General features: G+C 53.5%; 16 protein-coding genes and 2 pseudogenes. 6 read left to right on the forward strand and 12 right to left on the reverse strand.

Annotated features, from left to right (window positions below; translation table 11 throughout):
• The coding region (locus AU509_RS16645) for a retention module-containing protein (RefSeq protein ID WP_139824072.1) at window positions 1-1,751 on the reverse strand (1,751 nt) is incomplete at its 3' end.
• A gap of 372 nt (window positions 1,752-2,123) precedes the next feature.
• On the opposite strand from AU509_RS16645, the gene AU509_RS16650 reads away from it, so the two are divergent.
• The 3 genes and pseudogenes from AU509_RS16650 (at window position 2,124) to AU509_RS16660 (ending at window position 7,074) form a co-directional block, all read left to right on the forward strand.
• Window positions 2,124-3,476 carry a TolC family outer membrane protein gene (locus tag AU509_RS16650; RefSeq protein WP_094118856.1) on the forward strand — a complete coding sequence of 451 codons (1,353 nt, stop codon included), beginning with the start codon at window positions 2,124-2,126 and terminating at the stop codon, window positions 3,474-3,476.
• Between the two features lie 67 nt (window positions 3,477-3,543).
• Window positions 3,544-5,723 (forward strand): annotated as a pseudogene (locus AU509_RS16655) (type I secretion system permease/ATPase).
• Between the two features lie 61 nt (window positions 5,724-5,784).
• Entirely contained in the window at window positions 5,785-7,074 is a 1,290-nt protein-coding gene (locus tag AU509_RS16660; RefSeq protein WP_409359775.1) for an HlyD family type I secretion periplasmic adaptor subunit, read from the forward strand.
• Between the two features lie 300 nt (window positions 7,075-7,374).
• Here the strand turns inward: AU509_RS16660 and AU509_RS16665 are convergent, their stop codons facing one another.
• Together AU509_RS16665 and pdeH are read right to left on the reverse strand one after the other, a co-directional pair.
• Window positions 7,375-8,889 (reverse strand): sensor domain-containing protein, encoded by a 1,515-nt coding sequence (locus AU509_RS16665; protein WP_085653204.1) that lies wholly within the window; start codon window positions 8,887-8,889, stop codon window positions 7,375-7,377.
• Window positions 8,890-9,658: 769 nt separating this feature from the next.
• Window positions 9,659-10,435 (reverse strand): cyclic-guanylate-specific phosphodiesterase, encoded by a 777-nt coding sequence (gene pdeH, locus AU509_RS16670; protein ID WP_409359774.1) that lies wholly within the window; start codon window positions 10,433-10,435, stop codon window positions 9,659-9,661.
• Between the two features lie 420 nt (window positions 10,436-10,855).
• Here pdeH and AU509_RS16675 point away from each other — a divergent pair, with 420 nt between their 5' ends.
• The 3 genes from AU509_RS16675 (at window position 10,856) to AU509_RS16685 (ending at window position 13,165) form a co-directional block, all read left to right on the forward strand.
• Window positions 10,856-11,908, forward strand: a complete 1,053-nt coding sequence (locus AU509_RS16675; protein WP_085653202.1) for an ABC transporter substrate-binding protein — start codon at window positions 10,856-10,858, stop codon at window positions 11,906-11,908.
• Window positions 11,905-12,654 (forward strand): substrate-binding domain-containing protein, encoded by a 750-nt coding sequence (locus AU509_RS16680; RefSeq protein WP_085653200.1) that lies wholly within the window; start codon window positions 11,905-11,907, stop codon window positions 12,652-12,654. Before AU509_RS16675 ends, AU509_RS16680 begins: the two co-directional genes overlap by 4 nt.
• Window positions 12,655-12,904: 250 nt before the next feature.
• A complete protein-coding gene (locus AU509_RS16685; protein ID WP_085653198.1) occupies window positions 12,905-13,165 on the forward strand; it encodes a YfhL family 4Fe-4S dicluster ferredoxin in 261 nt (86 codons plus the stop codon).
• Window positions 13,166-13,170: 5 nt separating this feature from the next.
• Here the strand turns inward: AU509_RS16685 and acpS are convergent, their stop codons facing one another.
• From acpS to rseA, 9 genes and pseudogenes are all read right to left on the reverse strand, one after another.
• Complete coding sequence (acpS, locus tag AU509_RS16690) at window positions 13,171-13,551, reverse strand: holo-ACP synthase (protein ID WP_094118857.1); 381 nt, start codon at window positions 13,549-13,551, stop codon at window positions 13,171-13,173.
• Window positions 13,551-14,282 (reverse strand): pyridoxine 5'-phosphate synthase, encoded by a 732-nt coding sequence (gene pdxJ / locus AU509_RS16695; RefSeq protein ID WP_085653194.1) that lies wholly within the window; start codon window positions 14,280-14,282, stop codon window positions 13,551-13,553. Before pdxJ ends, acpS begins: the two co-directional genes overlap by 1 nt.
• Before the next feature lie 75 nt (window positions 14,283-14,357).
• Window positions 14,358-15,092, reverse strand: coding sequence for a DNA repair protein RecO (recO, locus tag AU509_RS16700; RefSeq protein ID WP_085653193.1), 735 nt, complete (start codon window positions 15,090-15,092; stop codon window positions 14,358-14,360).
• An 11-nt stretch (window positions 15,093-15,103) separates the two neighbouring features.
• Window positions 15,104-16,009, reverse strand: coding sequence for a GTPase Era (gene era, locus AU509_RS16705; protein WP_094118858.1), 906 nt, complete (start codon window positions 16,007-16,009; stop codon window positions 15,104-15,106).
• The gene (rnc, locus tag AU509_RS16710; protein ID WP_026741425.1) at window positions 16,006-16,686 is read right to left on the reverse strand and encodes a ribonuclease III; all 681 of its coding nucleotides are present in this window, start codon (window positions 16,684-16,686) and stop codon (window positions 16,006-16,008) included. The genes era and rnc overlap by 4 nt, the downstream gene beginning before the upstream one ends.
• A 177-nt stretch (window positions 16,687-16,863) precedes the next feature.
• On the reverse strand, window positions 16,864-17,832 hold the full coding sequence (gene lepB, locus AU509_RS16715) for a signal peptidase I (RefSeq protein WP_094118859.1): 969 nt from the start codon (window positions 17,830-17,832) through the stop codon (window positions 16,864-16,866).
• Window positions 17,833-17,848: 16 nt separating this feature from the next.
• Window positions 17,849-19,648: a translation elongation factor 4 gene (lepA, locus tag AU509_RS16720; RefSeq protein WP_085653189.1), complete on the reverse strand. Its 1,800-nt coding sequence runs from the start codon at window positions 19,646-19,648 to the stop codon at window positions 17,849-17,851.
• A 394-nt stretch (window positions 19,649-20,042) separates the two neighbouring features.
• Window positions 20,043-20,992: pseudogene (gene rseB / locus AU509_RS16725) on the reverse strand (sigma-E factor regulatory protein RseB).
• Window positions 20,992-21,648, reverse strand: a complete 657-nt coding sequence (rseA, locus tag AU509_RS16730) for an anti-sigma-E factor RseA (RefSeq protein ID WP_094118860.1) — start codon at window positions 21,646-21,648, stop codon at window positions 20,992-20,994. Before rseA ends, rseB begins: the two are co-directional and overlap by 1 nt.
• Between the last annotated feature and the right edge of the window lie 37 nt (window positions 21,649-21,685).

Raw genomic sequence — 21,685 nt, forward strand, 5'->3', positions numbered from 1 at the left:
CCCGCAGTGGTGGCATTGCCCGCGCCATCCGTCGTCGTGACTTCGGCGTGGATCTGATTGTTACCTGCCAGTACGTCGCCCGGCACGCTGACGCTCCACACGTTGCCGTTATCGGAGCCAGTGACGGTGGTCTGGTAAGCCTGATCGCCAATCGTGACGGTCACCGTATCACCCACCTGCACGTCGTTACCGACGCGACCGGTGATCGCCTGCGGCTGACCCGCTTCGGCGATATTGATGGTGTTGTCACCGGTCACATTATCGATGGTGATAGACGCTTCCGGTGCTGAGATATCGACGCTGTAGCCCTGATCTGCCGTAGCCGTCGTCGGGTTACCGGCGGCATCGGAAGTGGTCACTTCCGCGTGGATCTGATTGTTACCGGCCAGTACATCGCCCGGCACGTTGACGCTCCACACCTTGCCATTATCGGAGGCGGTCACGGTGGTCTGGTACGCCTGATCGCCAATCGTGACGGTCACCGTATCGCCGACCTGTACGTCGTTGCCGACGCGGCCGGTGATGGCCTGTGGCTGACCCGCTTCGGCGATGTTCAGCGTATTGTCTGCCGTCACATCATCAATCGTGATGCTGGCTTCGGGTGCAATAAGGTCAACGGCATAGCCGCGATCGGCGGTCGCCGTCGTCAGGTTGCCCGCATCGTCGGTAGTAATGACTTCGGCGTGGATCTGTGAATTATCGGCCAGCGTACTGCCCGCGACATCCACGCTCCAGACGTTATTGCCATCGTCATCATCAACCACAGAAGTTCTGTAGGTGTTTCCGCCGATGGTCACCGTGACGGTGTCGCCGATTTTCACCTCACCGCCGACACGGCCGGTGATGGTCTGTGTCTCGCCAGATTCCGCCAGATTAACGCGGTCGTCAGACGTGATCGGGTCGATGGTGATCGTCGCGTCTGGCGCGAGGGTATCAACCGTCACGGAACCTTGAGAGCCCTGACCGGGATTACCGGCGTCATCGGTATAGCTTCCGTCAGGCACGGTGACAGACACCGAGCCGTCATAGTCGTTTTCCGGCGTCAAAATCGCGACCCAGTGTGTAGGATCGTTAGGGTCCTGAGTCAGGCCGGTAATAGTGCCATGATCAACGGTGATATCCGTCAGGTCGAAATCTTTCGGCGTTTCCGAAAATTTGAACTCGACCTTTCCATCTTCCGCGAAGGAAATGGCGAGCGAAGGAGCCGTTGTATCGGCAGAAGCCGCTTCAGAAGAAGAATCAGTTGGCATACCTGAACTGAGACGGCCGCCGGAAGTGTCTTCGGAAGAAACATCTGATGCAGAGGTTAGCGTTCCGGTCTCGTAACCAGAAGTCGGATCCACTACGTTGTTCGTCAGGTCCAGTACGACGTTCTCGCGATGACCGCCGCCCTCGCCGGCTTCACCGATGTCAGTACTGGCTTCATTGCCCGCAGCGGTGGCCTCAAGTGACTGCGTCGGGTCCAGACCCTTCGCGATGGCTTCCTGAACGGAAGCGACATCTTGCGCCTCTGTCGCACGATGCTCTGCGGTCGTCCCCGTATTCTGGGACTCGCTCCACTGGCTATCGCGTCCCAAATCCAGAGTCCGTCCATCCGGCAGTGAAATTGAAACGGCGCCAGCATTGCCTGTGGCCACTTGCTCGCCGCGATAGATATGGTCGCCAGCAGATACCTGACGTTGAGTACCATCCTGCGCTACGACAAATACTTGTCCGATAACAAATTTGATGGTACCGATAACGCTACTCACAATAGCATCTCCTCAATATTTCCGATGGAATCCACCGAATGAAAAAACCGATTAAATTAATATGTAAAGCCTTTTTATAACTCGGGCTTTAAAGGATGATTTCAATCTCTTGTTATTACTTTATTATTGCATCTGAAAGTATTTAGCTGACGTCAATGACTTGACTCAGACCCTAATATAATAAAAAATTTGGAACATTCTTACCAAAATTTTTACTCGATTAGAGCAAAGATTTTGCGGTAATGCGCCAATTTTTTCGATAAGCGGCTAATGGATTGACAGCTATCATTTATTTAATGGGTCGTTGCTTCCTCTAGTCATTATTGAAAAAGAAATAACTCATTATTAATGGCATTCAGGAAAAAGCGTTATATGAAGCGTAAAAATCCATTTATTTCTTTACTTTTATTAATCACGGTTTCCCCTATTTCATTTGCTGACACGTTAAAAGATGCAATTGAAAACACGCTAAATACTCACCCTGAAATAAGCGCGGCTAGTAACAGTCGTCACTCAGCGGAGAGAAATGTGCGTGCTGCCCAGGGGGGCTATCTGCCGAGTATTTCTCTCAACGCCGGTATCGGCAAAGAGAACCTCGACACTCCTTCCACCCGCGCTCAGAACAGTAACAACGACATTCTTACGCGTCGAGAAACATCAATCAACCTTAGTCAGAGGGTCTTTGATGGTTTCGAAACGTCTAATACCGTTGCTCAGCAAAAAGCAACGGTCAATTCCAGAGCCTACAAAACGCTGAACACCAGCGAGGCTCGCGCGCTCGATGCAGTCCAGGCCTACCTCGATGTCTTGCAGCGTCACGAATTTTTGCGTCTGGCTGAGGAGAATCTGAGCACCAACCAGCGCATTTACGATCAAATCAAACTGCGTTCCGAACAGGGCGTCGGTCGTCTTGCCGACCTGGAACAGGCCGAAGCGCGTGTCGCACAGGCGCGCAATAATGTGCTGACCGAACAAACCAACCTGACCGATGCGGAAAGCAACTATTTCAGCGTTGTCGGTAAAGAGCCGGTAGGCCTGCAGCTCCCGAGCAGCGATCTGCTGAACGTCCCCGCCACGCTGGTCGATGCGAAACGCGTCATGGTAGCAAATAGCCCGATTCTGAAGTCTGCCGAGTCGGATATCGAAGCGACCAGAAAGCAGTACGAAGCTCAAAAATCCGGTTTCTATCCCAAATTTAACGTTGAGCTTGCCCGTACGTTAGACGAAAATGTCGACGGTACGCGCGGCAAGTACAACGAATGGCAAGCCATGCTGCGTATGCGCTATAACTTATACGAAGGCGGCAGCACCAAGGCGACGCTGGAATCGAAAGCTTTCCAGGTCAAAGAAGCGGAAGATGTTCGTAATAACACGTTGCGTCAGCTGAATGAAGAGTTGCGTCTGTCCTGGTCCGCGATGAATAATGCGCGCCAACAGCTGCCTATCGCGCAAGAATACGCGGAACGCAGCCGCCGCGTGCGCGACGCCTATCAGAAGCAGTTTAGTCTGGGCGAACGCACCCTGCTGGACGTACTGGATAGTGAAAACGAACGCTTTACCGCACAACGCCGAATGGTTGAGATTCGTTTCCTGTCGCTGTATAGCCAATATCGACTGAAAGCCCGTATGGGTGACCTATTGAACAGCCTGTCTATTCCTGCGCCAACCGCAGGTCAAAGCCTGAGCGCTGTCAATACGCAGGTAGATCTGCCTGACTTACAATAATGTTTCAGTCAGCCTATGCCTTTTCCGTCCGCGGAAAAGGCATTCTTAGTTAAGGAATGTTTGGTTAATGATGCCACAGCATGAACAACCACCCGGCAGCACCGACGCCGCTTCCGTAAACCACGATCCTCGCAATCGTCACGATGACCCTCTGCTTGATAGCCTGTTGATACTTTGCAAACTTCAGGCAAAACCGCCAGCCGTACCACGCTGACCGCCGGATTGCCGCTCGCCGAGCAAAGATTGACGGTTGAGCTATTGCCGCGTGCCGCGGCGCGTGCAGGACTGCAAGCCCGCGTGCTGAAACGACCGCTGAATGCGATCTCCGGCATGTCGCTGCCCGCGATGCTGCTGATGCGAGAAGGCCGTTCCGCCATCCTGTTAGGTTGGAACAGCGACGGCAGCGCTCGTATTATGCCCAGCGAAACTGAGGGCGGCGAAATCGTCGTCGAACACAGTACCTTGCAGCAAAACTATTTGGGACTAGTGATGTTCGCGCAGCCTCGACATTCGTTCGATCTGCAGCAAACCTCGTTGATCCCGCGCACAAAATCCTGGTTCAAGGACACTCTAAAGCTGTCACGCTTCCTATATATGGACGCGATTCTCGCCAGCCTGCTCATCAACATCATCGCGCTCGCCACTCCCTTGTTCGTGATGAACGTTTATGACCGTGTGGTGCCTAATCAGGCGACATCAACGCTATGGGTTCTCGCCCTCGGCGTCAGCGGCGCTTTCTTTTTTGATCTGATATTGCGAACACTCCGCAGTATCTGTCTGGATATCGCGGGTAAAAAAACCGACCTTATCCTTTCCGCCACGCTGTTTGAACGCATCACCGGCATGGCGATGAAAGCACGCCCCGCCCGCGTCGGCAGCTTCGCGCAAAATATTCATGAATTTCAGCTGCTGCGGGACTTTTTGTCCTCGTTGACGCTGACCACGCTGATCGATTTTCCCTTTACTTTGTTGCTGTTGCTGGTCATTGGCATCATCGGCGGCCCGCTGGTGTGGATCCCTATCCTCGCCTTCCCGCTGGCGTTGCTGGTGAGCTGGGCGCTGCAAAAGCCGCTGACCTCAACCATTGAAAAATCGTTGCACCTGGCGAGCGAACGTCAGGCGACGCTGATCGAAACACTGACCGGGCTTGATGCGATTAAGGTCAATAATGCGGAAAGTGAGCGCCAGCATCAGTGGGAGCAAACAATCGGCAGCCTCAGCCGTCTGGAAATGCGCGCGAAAACGCTCTCTTCGCTGGCGGTGAATCTGACACAGTGGTTCCAGCAGCTCGCGGGCGTCATCATGATCGTCGTCGGCGTTTATCTGCTGATCGACGGTAAACTGAGTATGGGGGCGCTGATCGCCTGCTACATGCTTAACGGACGCGCCTTGATTCCGCTAGGACAGCTTTCCGGTCTGGTCACCCGCTATCAGCAAGCCAAACTGACGATGGTGACGACAGAGCAAATGATGGAGCTTCCGCAGGAGCGCCAGGAAGACGAGCGCCCGCTGAAACGAGAAAGCATCATCGGCGGCATCGAGTTTCGCGATGTCACCTTCAATTACCCGGAACAGAAGATGCGTTCTCTGTCGAACATTAACCTGACCATTCAGCCAGGTGAGAAAGTCGGCATCATTGGACGGACCGGGTCTGGCAAAAGCTCGCTGGAAAAATTACTCGTCAATCTCTACCAACCGACCAGCGGTAATCTGCTGATCGATGGGGTCGACGCACGGCAGTTGGACGTCAGCGACCTGCGCCATAACATCGGCTATGTTCCGCAGGATATCCAGCTGTTCAGCGGTTCGCTGCGCGATAACCTGATTTGCGGCGCACGCTACGTGGAAGACGAAGCCATGCTGCGCGCGGCCGACATCGCCGGCGTCAGCGAGTTCGCCCGACTTCATCCCGACGGTTACAATCTGCAGGTCGGTGAGCGCGGTTTACAGCTCTCCGGCGGCCAACGCCAGGCGGTGGCCATTGCGCGAGCCCTGCTGCTGGAGCCGCCGATTCTGGTGATGGATGAACCCACCAGCGCGATGGATAACAGCAACGAAGATCGCCTCAAGCAGGCACTGCAATCCGCATTGATCAACAAGACGCTGCTGCTGGTGACGCACCGCGTATCCATGCTGTCGCTGGTTGACCGCCTGATCATCATGGATAAAGGCCGCATTATTGCCGACGGGCCGAAAGCCATCGTGATGGATGCATTAAAGAAGGGGCAGATCAATGCGTCTCGTTGAAAGCACTAAAAAAATACTGGCCTATTTTCAGGCATCCCGTAAAAACAGCGACGCGCAGACCATGCCCGAAGTCAGCCAGGCCATGGTGGAAGATGCGCCCCGCATCATTCGCGTCACCCTGTGGGTGATTCTGGCATGCATCGGCTTTTTCCTGCTGTGGGCCGCTTTCGCCGAGATCGATGAGGTGACTCACGGCGAAGGGAAAGCCATTCCTTCTATCCGACTGCAGAAAATTCAGAACCTAGAAGGCGGGATCGTCAGCCAGATTTTCGTACATGAAGGGCAAATCGTTAAGGCAGGCGAGCCGTTGTTACGTCTGGACGACACCCGTTTTGCGTCTAACGTCGGTGAAACCGAGGCGGACAGACTGTCACTGCTGGCGCGCATCGCACGCCTGAATGCGGAAATTAACGATACGCCGTTCACCCTCCCCGCCGAAGTGGAAAAGCAGGCGCCCAGTGTCGCCGCCGGTGAGCGAGATCTCTACAACAACCGCAAGCGACAGTTCAGTAACGAGATTTCCGGCCTGAAAGAGCAGTTGGTGCAACGACGCCAGGAACTGCGTGATTATGTCTCACGACAAGAGCAGTACCGCAACAGTCTGAACTTGCTGCAGCAAGAAATCAGAATGTCCGAGCCGTTGATTAAAGAAGGCGCTATCTCGAAGGTCGAAATTCTTCGTCTGCGTCGTTCAGAGGTCGAAACCCGTGGCCAAATGGATTCGGTATCGCTGTCGATCCCGCGTGCCGAAGCGGCATTGAAGGAAATCGATAATAAAATCGAAGAGACTCACGGCCGCTATAAAAGCGAAGCTTTGTCGCAGTTGAATGAAGCGCAGACCAATCTCAACAAGATTGCGGCGACGGGCAAGGCGCTGGAAGACCGAGTCAACCGTACGTTGGTAGTGTCCCCCGTCCGCGGCATCGTGCAACAGATTTTGGTAAATACGATCGGCGGCGTAATTCAGCCGGGTAACGATCTGGTAGAGATCGTACCGTTAGACGACAGCCTGCTGATTGAAGCCCGCATTCGTCCGCAAGACATTGCCTTTTTGCATCCCGGTCAGCAGGCAGTGATCAAGTTTACCGCCTACGACTACACCATTTATGGCGGATTAAAAGGACATCTTGAGCAAATCAGTCCGGATACCGTGACGGATAAAGAGGGGCACAGCTACTACGTGATCCGCCTGCGCACCGAGAAAAATCACTTGGGCAACGAAGACAAACCGCTGCTGGTGATCCCGGGTATGGTCGCGACCGTCGATATCATGACCGGTAAGAAAACCATACTGCGTTATCTGCTCAAACCCATCCTACGCGCCAAAGCTGAAGCGCTGCGGGAGAGGTAGAATCTCTGCCAATCCATCGATAGTAAACTGACGAGACAGCAATGTAAGACGGGCAACCTCTAAAGGGTTGCCCGTTTTTTTTGACGACGCGTCAGCCATTGACCTCTAATGCGGCCCTTTACAGAGAAAATATGGTGATTGAAGTGAGTATGTATTCACATCGTAAGACGCCATGCGTCTTTGAGAGGGGCTAATCAACAAAACGGGCAACCGCTCTGGGATGGCTCGTGATATCACGTCTGCCCTCTTCTTTCCTCGCAGCGCTAATTCCTTTCAGCTAACAAGGCCGTCCGGCCGACATTAGTGAGTATTGACGTCGTTATAGATCTTGGTCTGGCTGCGTCCCAAGGTTTTGGCTTGATACATGGCGGCATCGGCGTTAATGGCCAGCGACAACGCGTCGGCGCCGTGCTCGGGATAAAGGGCAATGCCGATACTGCAGGAGATATCGAGCGTTTTTCCTTCAATATCGAAAGGCTCGTTCAACGCATAGTGGATCTTATCCGCCACGTACAGCGTGTTTTCCTGCTCTTTGATTCCCTGCAGAAGGATGATGAATTCGTCGCCGCTGCGGCGATACACCGTATCGCTATCGCGAACGGCGAGACGCATGCGAGCCGCCGCTTCCTTCAACAGCAGATCGCCGACGGCATGGCCAAAGGTGTCATTAATCTGTTTGAACCTGTCCAAATCCAGGAACATCAACGCGATTTTACGTCCCGTCTGCTTTGAAAGCTGAATGGCCTGTTCCATCTGTTCCGCAAAAGTCAGGCCGTTCGCCAGAGACGTCAGGGAATCGTAGTGCGCCAACTGACGGTAGTGCTCCTCGCTACGACGCAGCATATCGATGGCGCGGTAGCGTTCGATAGCCACCGAAACCAACTGAGCCGACTTCTCGATGGATTCGATTTCGTCTTCAGCCGGAGAATAAACTTTACGATGGTAAACGCTAAGCACAGCTAATATTTCATCGTTTTGGCCGAACACAGGTTCAGACCAGCAGGAGCGTAAGCCGGCGTACAACGCCAGACCTTTATAAAGCGACCAGCTCGGATCGGTGGAGATATCTTCTGCAATGACCCGTTTACCGGTATATGCTGCCGTACCAAACGATGCGGCACCGTCGGCAATCTTCACGTTATGAATGGCATTTTTATAAAAGCCCGGCAGGCTGGGGGCGGAACCGAGGGTTAAACATTTCTTGTCCTTATCAATCAGCAAGACTGAGCAGACAATTCTTCCTGGATTCTTCTCTTCTACGCTAAAGATAATGGCATCAAGAATATCTTTAAGCGGCGCTCCGCTCGACAATAATTCCAACGCCCGGTTGTAGGAATTATCGTGATACTCTTTTGTCTTTCTCTCCGTAATGTCCATTTTAATGCCGACATACTGAATAGCGTTACTCGCCTTATTATATATCTTTACGATGCTGGCTTTTTCCCAATATAACTGACCATTTTTTTTGCGATTAATAAACTCGCCATTCCATATATCGCCTTTATTAAGCGTTTCCCACAGCTCTTCATAAACGCTAGCGTTGGTCATTCCTGAGCTAAGCATGCGGGTGTTTTGGCCAATCACTTCTTCCGCTTCATACCCGGACATGGAGATGAACTGTCTGTTTACATAGACTATTTCACAGTTTTCGTTGGCAATCAGGAGCGCGGCAGGACTATATTCCGCTGCAAACAGAACCATGTTCAAAAAATCCAGCTTTTTATTTTCGTTGGTGGACTTTTCCAGGCGTTTACGGTTTCGGAGCGAAGATACACCCAAGAGAATAATCAATAGAGTTATTATAATTTCATACACAATAATACTCTCCTCAGGGCCGTAAGGTCCTGAACGAACACAGCGCATCACTGAAGACGAAAAATCCCGGTAATAACATCCCCCCATTCAGTTTTTCAGAGTTGGCAGATTTCCGGAGAGTAAAAGGGATAAATGGAAAAAATATCCGGCCAGGCTGAGAGTTCAAAAACATAGAAACGTAAGCATAAAGCCCCCCAGATATCACTGCGTGAAGAAAAAAATAATCAAATAAAAAGATTCAGCTTATTTGTTATATATACCACTAACACTGTTATAAGATTTACTAATATTTTAAAACTCTTCTTTATGCATTTAGCATGCGCTGTATTTTGACTATCAATTGCGCTGAAGCAAATCAATTATACCAATAATTAATACCCTTTTAATCACAAAAACCTATCATGAGGAAATTATTGATCGTTATAAGCAAACACTTGTTTTTTATTGATTATAATCAATGAGTTAAATCCATGTTTTTTGCAGGTGACCGTACGAGAGGCGAAGAACAATTCACATCACGATCATCATTAACATATAGCATCATTAGGCATAAAACTAACACAGATGACCATAGTTAACAAAAACTGAAGAATTAAACTTCATCAGTTTTAATTTTCTTAATCAAATACTTTGTTTTGATTATCACACTCTACACGTCCTGTCGTTCCGAATAGCCCTATATTTGAGGCTATTCGATTCACTTTCTTGCTTTACGTGAAATTAAAAGAAAAAGAAACTCTATAAAAAGATAGGAATGACTGCGGGGACGTTAAAATTCGAGTTTTAATGATTCGAAATATTCAAATGGTTGGGGGCGAGAAAGGAAATAACCTTGAGCTGCCGTGGCGTTGGACTCTTTAACCATTCCCCACTCGTTTTCCGTTTCCACACCTTCAACGACGATATAATTACAGTAACGGGTCATGAGAGTGATCAACAGGTGAAAAATTTGGCGTCCTTCTTCCGTTTGCTGAAGCATGACGAACAGCTCTCGGGCAACTTTGATGCAGTCGTGCCGCACCATCAACAGCGAGGAAAAGTTGGCTACGCCGCAGCCGAAATCATCCAGCCATAGCCGGCTAGCTTCGGGCAACGCATTCAGTAGTTCTTTTGGCAAACCTTCCTGACATTCCACCAGCTCAAAACGCAACCAGGGCATACTGGCAATCAGCTTTTTTGCCTGCAGGTTTTTCTGCAATGCCATCAGTACCGGTCCGTCAATGTTGACGGAGGCTAGCAGGTCGTCCCGAACAAAGCGGTCGTGGAGGCGACGCAGGAGCTGCATCTGCTCGATGACGATTTTCAGGCGCATGCCGACATCGATACGAGCAAAGTAGACTTCGGGGGAAAGCGTCTGATGAGGGATGGTCGGATGAGAAATCGCAGTTAACAGCTCAACGCCCAGCAATCGTCCGGATGTTCGATAAATCGGTTGGAAAGTGTATCTTCGGCGGCAACTGAGCAAAAAATCAACGTCATCTTTTGTCTCCGGCCCACTAGCGGGTGGAATAGGCCCAAACTGATTAAGCTGACTGTTTTGCTGCACTCTATTAATTCCGCCGTTAGACATACGCTGAATGACTAAAATAATCCCACCGCTCCTGAAAACAGCCCTGACCGCGATGAAAGTGACTTCGGGGGCAGCTAGCGTAATGTGGGCTACATTACGACGTAAACGTGACGGACACATTGCCGTATTGCGAATTTGACCAGTTTATCAAAGGGCTGTGGAATCGTAATTTTCAGCACTTTATGATAAAGACTAATTCGCACACCGCCTAGAGGCTCAATCCCGAGAGTAAGCGATGATTTTGCGCTGTACTCCACCGGATGCTACAGGCAGTAAAATGCCGCCCCACGAACAAGGCTGATTTTTGATTATTTCCCATACAACCAGTCAGTTAGCATCGACTGTTTGTTTCTGGAGCGCGGTATAGTACAGCACATGATAAACAGAGATATAATAATGATAAAAATAATTTACATATTCATGATTAGCCTGCTTTTGGCGATGCTACCAGCAGGAGCTCAAGCTCAACGGATCATCATCGACCAATTGAACCGCCAGGTCACTCTTCCCGACAACATCCAACGCGTGGTCGTTTTACAACATCAAACGCTTAATTTGCTGGTCGAACTCAATGCGACCGATAAAATCGTCGGAATACAATACGATTGGGAACAACAGTTAGGCCCGCACTATGCGCAGCTTGTTCCGCAGCTCATCGGCAAAGCCAAAGTGGGCGACCTAACGCACGTCGATCTGGAAAGCCTTGCCGCATTAAAGCCACAGGTTGTTTTTGTCACTCACTACGCGCCGCAGGAGATGATCGATCAGATTAGTCAGCTCGGTATCGCCGTCGTCGCTATTTCCCTGCGTCATGATGTTCCCGGTCAGGAAAGAGAGCTGAATCCGAAGATGGCGAATGAAGAGCAGGCCTATGACCAAGGCCTGAAAGAAGGAATTCGACTCATTGGCGATATCGTGGACCGCGTTCCTCAATCCACAATGCTGATTGAAAAGGCCTTCCGTCAGCGGCAACTTGTCAGTGAACGCTTACAACACCTGCCGGAAGCGAAACGCGTACGCGCCTATATGGCGAATCCGGAACTCACGACCTACGGCTCAGGGAAATATACCGGTTTGATGATGAAGCATGCAGGGGCTTTGAACGTCGCCGCAGCCACGGTGAAGGGCTACAAGCAGGTGTCGATGGAGCAGGTCATCACCTGGAACCCACAGGTGATTTTTGTCCAGGATCGCTATCCACAGGTCGTAGAACAGATTCAGACTCAGCCCGAGTGGCAACCGATTGACGCCGTCAAACAGCACCGTGTTTATCTCATGCCCGACTACGCTAAGGCATGGGGCTACCCGATGCCGGAAGCTATCGGTCTTGGCGAACTGTGGATGGCGAAAAAGTTGTACCCGGAGATTTTCAGCGATATCGACATCCACAAGCAGGCGCAGGATTGGTATCGCACTTTTTATCGCACAGATGACACGGGCGCAGAATGAGCCAACGACCATTACAACTCCTGGCGGCGGGTAGCCTTCGCGGAGTCTGGCCAGCACTGATGGCGGCGTTTGAAGCCGAGACGGGACTGAAGACGCAAACCGATTTTGGCCCAGCGGGCTTATTACGCCAGCGGATTGAACGAGGAGAACCTTGCGACCTGTTCGCTTCCGCCAACCGCCATCACACCTCGGCGCTGGTGATGGGTAAACTCGCCCTCTCAGCAACGCCACTGGCCGTCAACCGTCTTTGCCTGACGGCATCGGCCTCCTCCGCGGCCCGCTCTCAAGACTGGCTCACGCTGCTGCTCGATCCTGAGTTGCGACTGGCGACATCAACGCCCGGCAGCGATCCCTCCGGCGACTACGCCTGGCAGTTGTTCGAACGGATGGAGAGACACTACCCGGGCGCGGCCGCTGACTTACAGGCCAGGGCGCTCATGCTGGTCGGAGGCCTACACAGCGCGCCGGTACCGGAAGGACACATGGCCGCCTCTTGGATCATACAAAGCGGTCAGGCGGATCTGTTTGTCGGTTACGCCAGCTATGCCCCGCGCTTGCGTCAGCTCCCCGGCATTCACGTATTCTCCCTTCCCGACGACCAAAACATTCGCGCTGACTACACGTTCGCACTTTGCCGCGCAGCCGCGCAGCCGCTGGCCGCATTTTTGTCTTCAGCAATGGCTCGCCAGATCTTGCAGGATGGCGGCTTCGAAGTACCGGTCCTGAAGGACGAGCCGCTCGATTAACTCGGCAGCGTCTTTCATGTCAGCCACACATCGTCGCCCATAGGGCATCCCGCGCTGTTGGGCTGATATCGCTTTTATGCTAAAGTGCGCGCCGCCGACACTGCCGCTTTCGAGAAAATGCGCAACCGCCTTGTCCTCCACGGAGGAGAAAACTGCGTCGAAAGTGGTGATTAAGGCGAGGATGACTTCATCGGGTGCGATGGTTGCGGACAGGCCGCTCATGGCGGCAAGAAATGGGAAAGACCTCTAAATGGCGCTGTTAATTACCAAACGATGCATCAACTGCGATATGTGCGAGCCAGAGTGCCCGAATCAGGCCATATCGATGGGGATGGAGACGTACGAAATCGATTCTGAGCGCTGTACGGAGTGCGTTGGTCACTACGATACCCCCACCTGCCAGAAAGTGTGCCCGATCGATAACACCATCATTACCGATCCGGCCCATGTGGAAGATCAGGAGCGGTTGTGGGAGAAATTCGTCCAGCTGCACCACGCCGACCAACTCTAAGCTAATTAGCTTTCCACGATAACGGTGGCGCACGCATAGCGCCGCTCGTCTGCCAGCGAGACGTGCACATGCTGCACGCCCAGTTCCTGCGCAAATTCCGCGGCTCGACCGAGAAAACGCAGGCATGGCTTGCCCAAATCGTTATTGAACACCTCGAATTGAGCGAAGGCCAATCCCTGACGGATCCCCGTGCCAAACGCTTTCGACGCCGCTTCCTTTACCGCAAAGCGTTTTGCCAGAAAGCGAATCGGCTGCTGATGTTCCTGATAAATCGCCCACTCGGCGTCGCTCAAAATGCGACGCGCGAGACGATCGCTCGAACGTTCAACGGCCGCTTCGATACGGGCGATTTCGACGATGTCGGTGCCGAGTCCCAGAACCGCCATTAACGACGCGCTTCCCGCATCAAGGATTTCATCTCGGCGACAGCCGCCGGTAACCCGCTCATCACAGCGCGTCCAATGATCGAATGACCAATGTTCAGCTCATGCATTTCCGGCAGCGCGGCGATGGGCTGGACGTTATGGTAAGTCAGGCCGTGACCGGCATTCACACGGATCCCTTTGGCTGCCGCATAAGTCGCGGCGTCACGGATACGTTCGAACTCATGCTGGCGCGCTTCGTCGCCCTCGGCATCCGCGTAAGCGCCGGTATGCAGCTCGATATAAGGCGCTTCGCAAGCGACAGCCGCATCAATTTGGGCACGGTCGGGATCGATAAACAAAGAGACGTTAATTCCAGCAGCGGTCAGCTTCTTCACGGCATCCTGCATTTTGTTCAGCTGTCCGGCGACGTCCAGACCGCCCTCCGTCGTCACCTCCTGCCGTTTTTCCGGCACCAGGCAACAGAAGTGAGGCTGCAATTCGCAGGCGATAGAAACCATTTCGTCCGTGACCGCCATCTCCAGGTTCATCCGCGTCTGGATGGTCTGGCGCAGCAGGCGCACATCGCGATCCGTAATGTGGCGACGATCTTCGCGCAGATGCACGGTAATGCCGTCCGCCCCGGCCTGTTCAGCGATAAACGCGGCCTGAACCGGGTCGGGATACGCCGTTCCCCGGGCGTTACGCAACGTGGCGATATGATCGATATTTACACCTAACAACAGCTCAGCCATGATCCATCCTTAACTTTCTATCTCATCAATAACGCCAGTTTACACCGCCGCCAATCCTGTTTGGTACTCCCGACGTTACTCTTCTTGCGGCGGAGCTGGCTTGGGCGGTTTGATCACGAACTGTCGGAACAGCTCGCGGCTCTTGAGGGGTTTACCGCCGAGGTAGGGTTTGAGCGCCATGCGAGTGAACCGTTTAGCGGCGCGCAAGGTGTCCGCATCGGGGAACTCCCGAGCCGCCAACGAGCGAAGTTCATGTCCGGTAAAACTGAGGCGATCCACCACCAGACTGGCGATAAATCCTTTTTCTTCCCGATAGCGATAAGTCATGTCGTCCGCGACGCTTTCGCCGCTGCCGGCGCAGTGCAGAAAGTCGACGCCGTAGCCCAAATGCCCCAGCAGCGCCAGCTCGAAGCGACGCAGCGCCGGTTCTGGCGAGCCGTCAAGCGCAGCCAACTGTTGCAAACAGTGCAGGTAATCGAAGAAGAGCGCGGAGAAGTTGGTTTCGAACTCGAGAACCCGAGTGAGCAGTTCGTTAACGTACAGGCCGCTGTAGAGCGTACTGCCGCTGATGGGGAGCGCCAGAGACACCGGCTCGGCATTGCGAAGCGTTTTCACATCGCCCCGGCCGCTCCAGCGCACCAGCAGCGGGGTAAACGGCTGCAGGCACCCTTTCAGACTGGAACGACGCGCTCGGGCGCCTTTCGCCAACATCCGGACACGGCCCTGATTCTCCGTGAACAGATCCAGCAACAGGCTGGTTTCACTATAAGGGCGCCCATGCAAGACAAATGCGCGCTGCCAGCCTTCCATAGGCGGGCCCCTTAGAGGTCGTCGATATAACCCAGACTGCGCAACGCACGTTCGTCGTCCGCCCAGCCGGATTTCACTTTAACCCACAGTTCCAGATGCACTTTTGCCTCGAACATCTGTTCCATGTCCTGACGGGCTTCAATGCCGATGGTTTTGATCTTGGAGCCTTTATTGCCGATAACCATTTTCTTCTGGCCTTCACGCTCAACCAGAATCAGACCGTTGATATCGTACCCGCCGCGTTCATTCGCGACAAAACGCTCGATTTCCACGGTGACAGAGTACGGCAGTTCTTCGCCCAGAAAACGCATCAGCTTCTCACGGATGATCTCGGAGGCCATGAAGCGCTGAGAACGGTCGGTGATGTAATCTTCCGGGAAGTGGTGCACCGCCTGCGGCAGATGTTTACGGACGATGCTGGCGATCGTGTCGACATTCATGCCTTTCTCAGCGCTCATCGGCACGACATCCAGAAACTTCATCTTCTGACTGATCATCTGAATGTGCGGCAGCAGTTTACTTTTGTCCGTGACGTTATCGACTTTGTTGATAGCCAGCAGCACGGGATGTTTCTGATCGCGCAGCTTGTTGACCACCATTTCGTCGTCTTCGGTCCAGTGCGTACCTTCGACAACAAAAATGACCAGCTCAACGTCGCCGATAGAGCTGCTGGCGGCGCGGTTCATCAACCGGTTAATCGCACGTTTTTCTTCGATATGCAGCCCAGGGGTGTCCACGTAGATCGCCTGATAAGGCCCTTCCGTATGAATGCCCATGATGCGGTGGCGCGTCGTCTGCGGTTTACGGGAGGTAATAGAAACCTTCTGACCCAGCAGCTGGTTCAGCAATGTGGATTTACCGACATTCGGTCGGCCTACAATCGCGACAAAGCCGCAGTAATTCTGTTCTTCGCTCATTCAAGCTCCAGCTGTATTAACGCCTGTTCTGCCGCAGCCTGCTCGGCTTTACGACGGCTCGACCCCGTGCCGACCACCGGTTCGCTAAACCCGCTGACCAGACAGTGTATGGTGAACTCTTGATCGTGCGCTTCACCACGCACCTGCACTACCAGATAGGTAGGCAGCGGTAAGTGCCGTCCCTGCAGAAACTCCTGCAGCCGGGTTTTGGGATCTTTTTGCTTGTCGCCGGGGCTGATTTCATTCAGGCGACTCTGATACCACTCGAGGATCAGCTTCTCGACCATCTGGATATCGCTATCCAGGAATATGCCGCCGATCAGCGCTTCGACCGTATCCGCCAGAATGGACTCACGACGGAAACCGCCGCTTTTCAACTCTCCCGGCCCCAGACGAAGACATTCGCCCAGTTCGAACTCGCGTGCGATCTCTGCCAGCGTATTGCCGCGCACCAGCGTGGCGCGCATCCGGCTCATGTCCCCTTCATCAACGCGGGGGAAACGGTGATAGAGCGCATTGGCGATCACAAAGCTCAGGATGGAGTCCCCAAGGAATTCCAGCCGTTCATTGTGTTTACTGCTGGCGCTACGATGCGTAAGTGCCTGCAGCAGAAGATCATATTGTCGGAAAGTATAGCCCAGTTTTTTTTGTAAACGATTTATGAGAATGGGGTTCATGTGTTACCAATATCAATCGTGCTTTTTAACCACAGCATACGGAACAGCCCTGCTGAACTCTTATAGTGCCAAAACTGTTTCGTTTGCACTGGCTCCCGTGAGGGAGCCTGCGTTTATTTATGTCGAAAATATTCTACAACGGAAGGCGCAAAGATACCGCGTGTTTATTACGTTGTATTAGTGAATACCGCCAATACGGCTCAGGCGTACGCCAGTAGGCCATTGGCCTTCCTGTTTTTCAAAGCTCATCCAGATTGCCGTGGCTTTACCGACCAGATTTCTCTCCGGCACAAAGCCCCAGTAACGGCTGTCTGCGCTGTTGTCACGGTTATCGCCCATCATGAAGTAGCTGCCGGCCGGCACAACCCATGTGCTTAACGGCTGATGAGGCTGGTGATAGTACAGGCTCAGCTGATCCTGTGCGATCGGAACCGTCAGAATATCGTGCGTGACGTCGCCCAGGGTTTCTTTACGCGTCGTCAGACGAATGCCATTTGCTTGCTCACCCGTCGGGATCTGATAAAAACCGTTGCTGCTTTCCCCGCCCATCCCATTAAAGGTCTGGACAAAGTCGCTCGGCTGCACGTTGCTATAGGTGACGGCCAACGCTTTATCGCAATCAGAAGACTGTGAACACGCAGGCTGGATCGTCACCTGTTTGGCGACAGGATCGTAGCTCACGCGATCGCCCGGCAGGCCCACAACGCGTTTGATGTAGTCCAGACTCGGATTTTCCGGGTATTTAAAGACGGCGATATCGCCACGTTTAGGATGTCCGGTTTCAATCAGCGTCGTCTGGGTAATCGGGTCTTTAATGCCGTAAGCAAATTTTTCCACCAGGATAAAATCACCGATCAACAGCGTCGGCATCATCGAACCCGACGGGATCTGAAACGGTTCATAGATGAATGAACGCACCACCAGCACCACAGCCAAAACGGGGAATACCGAGGCGCAAGTTTCAATCCAACCCGGCTGTTTGATGCTGCTGGAGAGCGTCTGTTCTCCAGCCGTACCGTCCGACTGCTGGCTTGAATGAGCCAGTCTGGCGCGCCGTGCGGGCGCCCATTTGAAACGGTCCAGACACCACACGACGCCGGTAACCAGCGTGGCGAGCGTCAGAATCAAGGCAAACATATTGGCCATGCCAACTCCTATGAAATTATTTACTGTCCTTGCCCACGTGCAGAATGGCCAAAAACGCTTCCTGCGGCAGCTCAACGTTGCCGACCTGTTTCATTCGTTTCTTACCGTCTTTCTGCTTCTGCAACAGCTTTTTCTTACGGCTCACGTCGCCGCCATAGCATTTGGCCAGCACGTTTTTACGCAGCTGCTTGACGGTGGAACGCGCGATAATGTGGTTGCCGATCGCCGCCTGAATCGCAATATCAAACTGCTGACGCGGGATAAGCTCTTTCATTTTTTCCACGAGATCGCGACCGCGATACGGCGCATTGTCGTTGTGCGTAATCAACGCCAACGCATCGACGCGCTCGCCGTTAATCAGGACGTCGACGCGCACCATATTGGAAGCCTGGAACCGCTTGAAATTGTAGTCAAGCGACGCATAACCGCGAGAGGTGGATTTCAGACGGTCGAAGAAGTCCAGCACCACTTCCGCCATCGGAATGTCGTACGTCAGCGCCACCTGGTTGCCGTGGTACACCATGTTGGTTTGCACGCCGCGTTTTTCCACGCACAGCGTGATGACGTTGCCCAGAAACTCCTGCGGCATCAACATGTGACACTCAGCGATAGGCTCACGCAGCTCCGCGATGTTGTTGATCGCCGGCAGCTTGGACGGGCTGTCTACGTAAATCACTTCACCGGCCGTGGTTTCAACTTCGTACACCACCGTCGGCGCCGTGGTGATCAGATCCAGATCGTATTCACGCTCCAGACGCTCCTGAATGATCTCCATGTGCAGCAGACCCAGGAAGCCACAGCGGAAACCGAAGCCCAGCGCCGTTGAGCTTTCCGGCTCATAAAACAGGGAAGCATCGTTCAGGCTGAGTTTGCCCAGCGCATCGCGGAACGACTCGTAGTCATCGGAGCTGACGGGGAACAGACCCGCATAAACCTGAGGTTTCACTTTCTTGAAGCCCGGCAGCGCTTTCTCCGCCGGTTTACGCGCCAGCGTCAGCGTATCGCCGACCGGCGCGCCCAGAATGTCTTTGATCGCGCAGACCAACCAGCCCACTTCGCCACAGTTCAGCGTATCGCGATCGACACGTTTCGGGGTAAATATGCCCAAGCGCTCGGCGTTGTAGACCTGACCGGTGCTCATGACTTTGATCTTGTCGCCCTTGCGCAGGGAGCCATTTTTAATCCGGATCAGAGATACCACGCCCAGATAGTTATCGAACCAGGAGTCGATGATCAACGCCTGCAGCGGCGCTTCCGGGTCGCCTACCGGCGCAGGGATATCTCGCACCAGTCGCTCGAGGATGTCGGGTACGCCGACACCGGTTTTCGCCGAGCAACGCACGGCGTCCGTCGCATCAATCCCGACAATATCTTCGATTTCCTGAGCCACACGATCCGGATCGGCCGCAGGGAGGTCAATCTTGTTCAGGACCGGCACGACTTCCAGATCCATTTCGATCGCCGTATAACAGTTAGCCAGCGTCTGCGCCTCTACGCCCTGTCCCGCATCCACCACCAGCAGCGCGCCTTCACAGGCGGCCAGAGAGCGGGAAACTTCATACGAGAAGTCGACGTGTCCCGGAGTGTCGATGAAGTTCAGCTGATAGGTGTGGCCGTCAGTGGCCTTATAATCCAGCGTAACGCTCTGTGCTTTGATGGTGATCCCGCGTTCGCGCTCGAGGTCCATAGAATCCAGAACCTGCGCAGCCATTTCACGCTCGGTTAAACCACCACAAATTTGAATGATGCGGTCAGAAAGCGTCGACTTACCGTGGTCGATGTGGGCAATGATGGAAAAATTTCGTATATGCTTCATTATTAAAGTTTTTCTACCTTGGTATTTCTGAAGTCTTGCCGATCGGCATGCGCATTAGCCGACAACGCTGACCGTTGTCATAGGCCCGAATCGCAGCATTCTACATGCCATACGGGGGAAAACCTAGTCATGGGCCGTCTATTAAGATGGTTTATCATCACGGAGTCCCCCTATTCGCCTTGCGGAAGAAAGCCGGTTGCTGTGCGGCATGAGCGGCGGGAGATGATGCCTGAAAAAGACGGGGGTTACCTCGTCGCTCACGGGCCATACAGGCCGGGATATAAGGAAGCGAGTCTTGCTACGGGAAATCAAGGTCGGCGCCTCGATAAGACGATTGATCCGACCTGACATCCAGCATAGTTCATACCATGCCAAGGCCCCTGTCCGATAACGGTCAGGGGTTCTTAAAGCTCACGCTGTCGGCAATACGCTTGGCCGTAGCCAACGGCAATTCGCCAATCACGGTGATTTCGTGTTTGTCGCGCACGACGGAGTGGATCATCCGCCGTCCTAGCAACGCGTTTTGGTCCGGGTGGGTGTCGCCAACCGGGCTCACGTTGACAGAAAAGCTGAATAAGCCGTCGCTGTAGAGGCGAGATTCCACCGGCACGCCTCCGCTGGGAAGCGTCGCTGGCTACGCGAGATCTCTTCAACGCCGCTCGGCAGCCACTGCGTCGACCATGCGAAGTCGGCTGATGGTGCCGTGGGAACGCTCAACAGCGGCGGTAGACTCATACGATCCAGATTTTTCATCTCTGACTGCACCGAACCGTCCACCGTCATGGACAAAACGCGGTACTGCTCCAGCAGTTCGCCATTTTGGTCCAGCAAATCGACTCGCAGCGGCAGCCTTGACGTCGCATCCAGACAAATCACATAGCTGAAGCGCGTGCCGTCACGGGAGACAATACGTACGACGTCGCTCTGACGATCGGCAAGACGAATGCGCCCGGTAGGGATAAAGTCGTAATAAGCAGACAGCCGAGAGAAATTCGCGTAGATCAACGCGGGCAGCGCATCGACCATGTGATCGCCGGATAGCGTGAAAGGATCAAGGTTGGTTTCGAAATAGCTGATATTACGAGCACGTTGAACCACTTCACGACGCGGACCGTCGAGATGAAGCAACTGAGCCAACGTTTCCTTCCCCGCTAACGTGTGACGATAGCGAAAAGACTCAATCCCCTGACGGGATACGTTGATGAAATAGATTTCATAGCTCAGGGACTGGCTGGCTCGGCTCATTTGTTGCAACATCGCCCCGGAGTTGTCCTGAGCCGGGGCGATGCCAGAGTAACTCGCGCCGCCGAAAAGCAGCGCGGTGATAAACAAAAAGCGCTTCATTACTGCGGCTGCATTCCTAATGATTGGGTTCCAGGCACCTGAACGGCAGCCTGTTGATCTTCATGTTGGTCGAAACGCAGTTGGTCAGAGTGCACTCGGCGCTGCAGCTCATAGTCCTGCAGCAACGCATTGATGCGCTCATGCTGAGCCTGTTGCTGACGCTGTCCCACCGTGCTGACGCCGGTTTCAGCCGGTACGCTCAGGCTGACCGGCGATGCGGTGCCTAAAGCAGGAAGCGTACTGAATGCCGGGGCTTCGACCGCGCCGTCCGTCGCGACACCGCCTTGCTGGTAGTGCTGCACGCCAACGATGACCGCCAGAGAAACACAGGCCGCGACACCAATTTGCGTCAGATTCGCCGCCAATGGACGGATCTTGTTCCAGAACGACAGGTTTAGCCAGGTCCGAGGATGTGGCTGGGATTCGGGCACCGCCTGCGGGTTGAAGAGAACAGGTTCCTGCTCTAATGCTGCCGCGACACTGGCTGCGACGTCGACGTGCAAGACGTGTTCGCAGACATCATTGCGCAATGTATCGCGTACTACATGGTAACGCTGCCAGCTTTCCTGCAGTGTCTCGTCTTTCGACAAAGCGCTCAGCAGTTCGTTGTCGACAGCCTCGCCATCCATTAAAGCGGAAAGTTTTTCTTTCTGCATACCTTACACCCTTACCTTGTCAAATCGGTCATGATGA

The sequence above is a fragment of the Lonsdalea britannica genome (assembly GCF_002111595.1).
In the GTDB taxonomy this organism is placed as follows: domain Bacteria; phylum Pseudomonadota; class Gammaproteobacteria; order Enterobacterales; family Enterobacteriaceae; genus Lonsdalea; species Lonsdalea britannica.

Coding starts and splice junctions, on each gene's coding strand:
- AU509_RS16650 (WP_094118856.1), top strand. CDS start 2,124: ATGAAGCGTAAAAATCCATTTATTTCTTTACTTTTATTAATCACGGTT.
- AU509_RS16660 (WP_409359775.1), top strand. CDS start 5,785: ATGCCCGAAGTCAGCCAGGCCATGGTGGAAGATGCGCCCCGCATCATT.
- AU509_RS16675 (WP_085653202.1), top strand. CDS start 10,856: ATGATAAAAATAATTTACATATTCATGATTAGCCTGCTTTTGGCGATG.
- AU509_RS16680 (WP_085653200.1), top strand. CDS start 11,905: ATGAGCCAACGACCATTACAACTCCTGGCGGCGGGTAGCCTTCGCGGA.
- AU509_RS16685 (WP_085653198.1), top strand. CDS start 12,905: ATGGCGCTGTTAATTACCAAACGATGCATCAACTGCGATATGTGCGAG.
- acpS (WP_094118857.1), bottom strand. CDS start 13,551: ATGGCGGTTCTGGGACTCGGCACCGACATCGTCGAAATCGCCCGTATC.
- pdxJ (WP_085653194.1), bottom strand. CDS start 14,282: ATGGCTGAGCTGTTGTTAGGTGTAAATATCGATCATATCGCCACGTTG.
- recO (WP_085653193.1), bottom strand. CDS start 15,092: ATGGAAGGCTGGCAGCGCGCATTTGTCTTGCATGGGCGCCCTTATAGT.
- era (WP_094118858.1), bottom strand. CDS start 16,009: ATGAGCGAAGAACAGAATTACTGCGGCTTTGTCGCGATTGTAGGCCGA.
- rnc (WP_026741425.1), bottom strand. CDS start 16,686: ATGAACCCCATTCTCATAAATCGTTTACAAAAAAAACTGGGCTATACT.
- lepB (WP_094118859.1), bottom strand. CDS start 17,832: ATGGCCAATATGTTTGCCTTGATTCTGACGCTCGCCACGCTGGTTACC.
- lepA (WP_085653189.1), bottom strand. CDS start 19,648: ATGAAGCATATACGAAATTTTTCCATCATTGCCCACATCGACCACGGT.
- rseA (WP_094118860.1), bottom strand. CDS start 21,648: ATGCAGAAAGAAAAACTTTCCGCTTTAATGGATGGCGAGGCTGTCGAC.